Below are 6,259 nucleotides of genomic sequence, written 5' to 3' on the forward strand. Positions count from 1 at the left end.
ATTGAATAACCTCTTAGAGCTGTTTTTAATGATAGATTTCAAATATTCAATAAACCAGTAATAAATCAAAATTGAATTTAAACAAAAGAGGCTGTCCTTTTTCAGACAGCCTCTTTTTTATGTTTTTGGGTAACTTATTTGTTGGTAAGGGTTTTATTCCCAAAATAATATCCAAATATTACTTGCTCTTTAAACTGCTGATAATCGCCATAACATCTTGATCGCCTAATCCTTCTTGTTCTGCTGCGGCATAACTATCATACAACGGATGAATCAACGGGGAATCGAGTCCGGCTTCTTTGGCCAGCCTCAAATCTTTAACGAGATGTTTCAAAGCAAATGCTGCCGGATAAGAATCATTCAGAATGGAAGGCGTTTTGATATTCGTAATTCCGTTGCCACAAGCGCCTTGATTGATGATGTTGAGCATATCTTCTTTGCTCACGCCGTTTTTCTCAGCAAATAAAACTGTTTCAGCTATTCCTTGAAGATTCAATCCTAATAAGTAATTGATGGCTAATTTAGCTGAACTAGCCACGCCAGGTTCACCTACGTGAATCGCAATTTTACCCAAAACATCAAATATCGGTTTGGCTACTTCGTAGTCTTCACTCGAAGCGCCCACGAGAATGACCAAAGTTCCGTCTTGTGCCGGTTTTACACTTCCAGAAACGGGAGCATCTATAAAGTGTACGTGATGTTGGTTGCAAATCGTGTTTAAATAACGGGAAGTTTCCGGAGCAACTGTACTCATATTGATGATGGTTTTGCCAGGATTGGTTTTAGACAATAAACCCGTTGGTCCTTCAAAAACTTCTTTGACAGCTGCGTCATTGGATAACATGGTCAAAACTACGTCGCAAGTTTCCATTAGTTCTTGTAAACTGCTTGCTGATTTTGCTCCTGCAGCCAGTAATGGCGCTTCTTTATCTTTGGTGCGATTGAAAACGGATACTTCAAAACCCGCTTTGAGTAGGTTCATGACCATTGGGTTTCCCATGTTGCCAAGGCCTGTCCATCCTAATTTTAATGTATTCATGATTTTTAGTGCTAAATGATACGTTTCCTGTTTTGGTGTTAAAAGCTATACTAACATCAGGAAAACGACACTAAAGTACGTTTTATTTATGGGAAAGAAGCATAAAATTGCGAGTCGAACGGATTATAAACATCCAAGCGAACGGGTTTTATAAATTCAGGTATTCCTAAAGTAAATTTAGAAGTTTAAAGAGTACAATTCCTGTGGCTACTCCAATTAACATCCAAAAAAATCGTTGTTTCTTGTGTATTTTTACAACTTGTTCCTTGAGTACTACGCCATTTTCTTTCAATTCAAGTTTGATTTCTTTTTTGTCGAATTGTTTGTATTTGGATTCTAATATTAAATCTCTGGCGTGTAGTTTTATTTCATGAGTAATTCCAGAAAAAGAAAACTTTTTAGAAATTCTTTTTCCATTTAGTAAAACGCTTTCAATTCCAAAAATAGAGTTCCAGAATTCTATTTTGTTCGAGTCAATGTTAAATTCAGCGTATTTCATTTTTGGTTTGAGTTTTTTTATAACGTTTTGCCACTCGGCGAGGTTGAAGATTAGTAAGCATCAACTTTCGGTTTAAAACTGAAATTTGCAACCACAAAACCAACTTAAAATTAAGCTTATAAAACTAGTATGGTATAATTGCGATTAGCAGAAGCCTTTTTTATCGTTTTCTGATTATTCCTTTTCGTTGATTTATTTTCTTCTTTAAGATGTTTAATTTTTTAGTCTCAATTTCATAAAGTTTATAAATTACATGTTCTAACATTTCAAATCCATCTAATGTATCGTCTTTTGTTAATGATTCTAAATAGTGGCTTCCTGCATTACCGATCCATTTTATAGCCATTAAAAATTCTCCTTCTGTTGGATATTTTATTTTGAATTTTTCAATTCTGTGGTGTAATTGTATTTTTCTTCTTTTTCTATCATTTCCAATTGTAACTTTTTGAATTTTAAATTCGTCCATTATTAATTCTACTACTACTCTAATTTTATTTGCACAAGATGAATTGTCAACGAAAAATAACGAAAAAGCTTCTTTTATTTGAGTTTTGATATTTTTTGGAATAAATTCATGTAAAGTAAAAATCTCTAAAGATGGAATGAAAAGTTTAGGTTTTAACAGTTCTGAATAAGATTCAATCATGTCATCTATTTCTTCAAAATAATATGATTCTTCGATAACACACATTTCGCCAATTATTGCAACATTTTCATCACAACTCGAATTATTGCATTTTAAAGTTCCACAAAAAATCCCATTTCTCCAAAATTCTTCCCAATCCTCACTTCCACGATGTTTAATGGTTGAACTATCTTCTTTAATTGAAAATTTTTTTTCATTGCCTTTCAAAATTCCTTTTTTACAAGTAGGACAATTCCATTCAGGAATTTCGTTCCTTTTAAATTGATTTTTCCAAATGGTTCTTTTGATAGACATGAATTTGTTGTTTTTTATTCGGAAAGTGTACCAAATTTTGGTGGCTTGGCGAAACTTTCTTTCGTTATATATTCTTTCAAATATATTAAATTTTTCTTACAAATTTTATTGAAAAGAATAAACGTTATAGATATTGCGGTTTGCGTGAGGGAGGGAAGCGGCATCCTTTATTTTCTTTCTTTAAGAAAATAAAAATACAGCGTACCGCCCGACCCAAATTAGCGAGGAGGAACGACAAAGCTACTGTAGGGTCACGCCCAAAGGAATAATCGGTTAGTTAATTCTCACTCTTTGCTCTTGTCTCTTTACTCTTTATTTTGAATTTCTCACTTTTCTCCTTCAATTTATGAAATTTCCAAAAAAAGTATATCTTTAGCCAACTAAAACCAAAACCCCAAAACCAAAAAATATGGAAGACCAAAAACCAGACGATTTTAAAAGAGAATTAGGATTACTCGACGGAACCATGCTTGTGGTGGGTTCTATGATAGGTTCCGGGATATTTATTGTAAGCTCCGATATGGTTCGCCAGTTGGGATCTGCCGGTTGGTTGATTGCTATGTGGGTGCTTACGGGTGCTATTACGGTGATTGCCGCCGTGAGTTATGGCGAGTTGAGCGCGATGTTTCCTAAAGCGGGTGGTCAATATGTGTACATCAAGGAAGCGTACGGGAAACTGGTGGGTTTTTTATACGGTTGGAGCTTTTTTGCCGTGATTCAAACTGGTACCATTGCTGCCGTGGGTGTGGCTTTTGCTAAATTTGCCGCCTATTTATATGCGCCTTTAAGTGATAAGAATATTTTATACGAGATTGGGGATTTCAAACTCAATGCGGCTCAGATTGTTTCTATTTTTACTATTATTTTGTTGAGTTATGTGAACAGTCGCGGGGTGAAAAACTCGAAGATTTTACAAACGGTTTTGACGGTTATCAAAATTTTATCATTGGCAGGTTTGATTATTTTTGGTTTTATGGCTGCCAAAGCAGAAGTTTGGGATGCAAACTGGACCAACGCTTGGACGTCACAAACACTAAATGTGGAAACGGGTTCTTGGTTGCCTATCAGCGGAACGGCTTTGATATCTGGAATTTCGGCTGCCTTAGTAGGTTCGATGTTCTCCAGTGTGGCTTGGGAAGGAGTAACTTTTATCGCCGGAGAAATAAAAAATCCAAAACGTAACGTGGGATTGAGTTTGTTCTTAGGAACCTTAATCGTGAGTGTGATTTATATTTTGGCAAATATTATGTACTTAGCAGTAGTGCCTTTGTATGAAATTGCTACAGCAGAATCTGATCGTGTGGCTGTTGTGGCTTCGCAAAGTATTTTTGGTTCAGTGGGAACATTAATTATCGCTGTGATGATTATGATTTCGACTTTTGCTTGCAACAACGGATTGATTATGGCGGGAGCCAGAGTGTATTATACAATGGCGCAAGACGGTGTTTTCTTCAAGAAAGCCGCTGAATTGAATCATGCCAGTGTTCCGGCTTGGTCTATTTGGGCGCAGTGTATCTGGGCATCGGCGTTGTGTCTCACAGGGAAATATGGTGATTTATTAGATTTTGTGGTCATCATCGTTTTGATATTTTACATCCTTACTATCTTGGGAATATTTATTCTGCGCAAGAAAATGCCAAATGCCGAAAGGCCCTATAAAGCTTTTGGATATCCATTTTTGCCAGGATTGTACCTAATTATCGCCACGGCTATTTGTATTGCTTTGTTGTATACTAAAACGAGTACAAGTGGTTGGGGAGTTTTGATTATGCTAATAGGTATTCCAGTGTATTATTTGACTAAAGCTAAGGAATAGTTTTTTTTTAATTATGAGTTATGAATTATTAATTTGTGGATGTTAAATCGAATTTTTAAATATAACTTTTTGGAAATCAATGAAAATCCGCTTAATCCGCGTCATCTGTGGCTAAATTCGGTAGAATAACAAAAAAGCTTAAATAAAAAAATCCGTCTCGTTTTGATAACGCGACGGATTTTCTATTTAATTCAGGCTGGGTTGCTGCTTTCTTCAATCTAAATCTAAAAACTAAAAAACTAAAAATTACAATCTGCAACCATCAACCTGTAATCTATAGGCTAGTAATACGTAAAACGTCTTACTTTGGCAATGTATTTTGCTAATCGGATTACCTGGTGGCTGTATCCGTATTCGTTATCGTACCAAATGTATAACACGATATTTTTACCATCGGTTGAAACGATTGTGGCGTTACTGTCATAAATGGCAGGAGCCGATGTTCCCACGATATCCGAAGAAACCAATTCGTTATTCAAAGAATATTTGATTTGCTCTACCAGTTCGCCTTCCAACGCATATTTTTTCATAATGGCATTGATTTCTAACAGCGATGTTTCTCTGGACACTTCAAGATTCAAGACTACCAATGAACCGTTAGGAACCGGTACCCGAATCGCATTTGAGGTTAATTTTCCGGCAAGGCTTGGCAATGCTTTTGCAACAGCACTTCCGGCGCCCGTTTCGGTAATTACCATATTTAAGGCTGCTGCTCTACCACGACGGTATTTTTTGTGCATATTATCCACAAGATTCTGGTCGTTTGTGTAGGCATGGATGGTTTCTAAATGTCCTTTGACAACTCCTAAAGTATCTTCAACAGCTTTTAATATTGGTGTAATCGCATTGGTAGTACACGACGCAGCCGAAAAAATATTGATTTCGTCAGGATTGTATTCGTTATGGTTTACGCCATGAACAATATTTGGAACTCCTTTTCCGGGAGCGGTAAGCAATACTTTATCTACACCTTTGGAAACCAAATGTCGGCTTAATGCTTCGTGGGTTGTAAAAGCGCCTGTGTTGTCAATCACCAATGCATTGTCGATTCCAAAAAGGGTGTAATCAATTTCTTCAGGTCCGTTTGCAGTAATAACGTGAACAGTTGTCCCGTTGATAATCAAAGCATTATTTTCAGTATCAGCAGTTACTGATCCTTGAAAATCGCCGTGAATGGAATCATATCGCAATAAGGAAGCTCTTTTTTCAAGAGAATTAGCATCATTTTTATCGCGTGTCACGATAGCGCGCAATCGCATTTGACTTCCTTTTCCGGTTTTAGACATTAATTCTCGGGCTAATAATCGACCAATTCGGCCAAAACCATATAGCACAACATCTTTCGGCTGAATTTCTTCAGAGTCTTTTGCGTTTTTAAGTTTGTCAATTACAAAATACTTGGCATCCGGATATTTATCTTCTTCTAAACCATATTCATACGTCAGTTTACCAATGTCCAATTTTGCAGGTGGTAAATTCAATTCTAAAATAGCTTTTGCAATTTTAACCGAGTCAAATACTGAAATGGGCTTGCCTACAAATTCGGCAGCATATTCATGCAGGTTGATAATGTCACTGACATTTCTGTCAATTAATTGATTTCGGAATAAAACCATTTCTATGGATTTATCATACCATAAATCGCTGATGATTTTAATTAGTTTTACTCCTGCACGTCGCCTGTCGGCTTGAAAAGTAACTTCTTTTTCGTATAAAGTTGTGGTTGCCATGTTGAAAATTTAATGAAAATAAGTGATTGTATTTTTTAAAATTTGCGCAAAAGTACCCATTTCAATCGATTTCGTAACGCATTTTATGAATTATTTATAAAATAAAAAAGCCACCTTGTTTTGAACATGCCCCAAAAAGTTAGACACTATTTGGGGCATTTTTATGGAAAAAAAAGTAAAGTATGATTATGCATTTAAGTTAGAATGTGTAGAATTAGTTTTAAAACAACATTTC

At 35.8% G+C, this 6,259-nt stretch carries 5 protein-coding genes; 1 reads left to right on the plus strand and 4 read right to left on the minus strand.

The features are described from left to right. Window positions 1–178: 178 nt before the first annotated feature. The 3 genes from QLS31_RS15870 to QLS31_RS15880 form a co-directional block, all read right to left on the minus strand. Window positions 179–1,039, minus strand: a complete 861-nt coding sequence (locus QLS31_RS15870) for an NAD(P)-dependent oxidoreductase (protein ID WP_282744654.1) — start codon at window positions 1,037–1,039, stop codon at window positions 179–181. Between the two features lie 166 nt (window positions 1,040–1,205). Next, a complete protein-coding gene (locus QLS31_RS15875; RefSeq protein WP_282744655.1) occupies window positions 1,206–1,538 on the minus strand; it encodes a hypothetical protein in 333 nt (110 codons plus the stop codon). Window positions 1,539–1,698: 160 nt separating this feature from the next. After that, the gene (locus QLS31_RS15880; RefSeq protein ID WP_282744656.1) at window positions 1,699–2,391 is read right to left on the minus strand and encodes a DUF4145 domain-containing protein; all 693 of its coding nucleotides are present in this window, start codon (window positions 2,389–2,391) and stop codon (window positions 1,699–1,701) included. A 496-nt stretch (window positions 2,392–2,887) separates the two neighbouring features. On the opposite strand from QLS31_RS15880, the gene QLS31_RS15885 reads away from it, so the two are divergent. After that, window positions 2,888–4,294: an amino acid permease gene (locus QLS31_RS15885; protein WP_121342685.1), complete on the plus strand. Its 1,407-nt coding sequence runs from the start codon at window positions 2,888–2,890 to the stop codon at window positions 4,292–4,294. Window positions 4,295–4,575: 281 nt separating this feature from the next. Here QLS31_RS15885 and QLS31_RS15890 read toward each other — a convergent pair whose 3' ends face one another. Beyond that, a complete protein-coding gene (locus tag QLS31_RS15890) occupies window positions 4,576–6,024 on the minus strand; it encodes a glyceraldehyde-3-phosphate dehydrogenase (RefSeq protein ID WP_121342684.1) in 1,449 nt (482 codons plus the stop codon). Window positions 6,025–6,259 lie beyond the last annotated feature (235 nt).

Origin of the sequence: Flavobacterium sp. XS2P24 (genome assembly GCF_030010285.1) — a bacterium.
Lineage (GTDB): Bacteria > Bacteroidota > Bacteroidia > Flavobacteriales > Flavobacteriaceae > Flavobacterium > Flavobacterium algoritolerans.

Coding starts and splice junctions, on each gene's coding strand:
- QLS31_RS15870 (WP_282744654.1), bottom strand. CDS start 1,039: ATGAATACATTAAAATTAGGATGGACAGGCCTTGGCAACATGGGAAAC.
- QLS31_RS15875 (WP_282744655.1), bottom strand. CDS start 1,538: ATGAAATACGCTGAATTTAACATTGACTCGAACAAAATAGAATTCTGG.
- QLS31_RS15885 (WP_121342685.1), top strand. CDS start 2,888: ATGGAAGACCAAAAACCAGACGATTTTAAAAGAGAATTAGGATTACTC.
- QLS31_RS15890 (WP_121342684.1), bottom strand. CDS start 6,024: ATGGCAACCACAACTTTATACGAAAAAGAAGTTACTTTTCAAGCCGAC.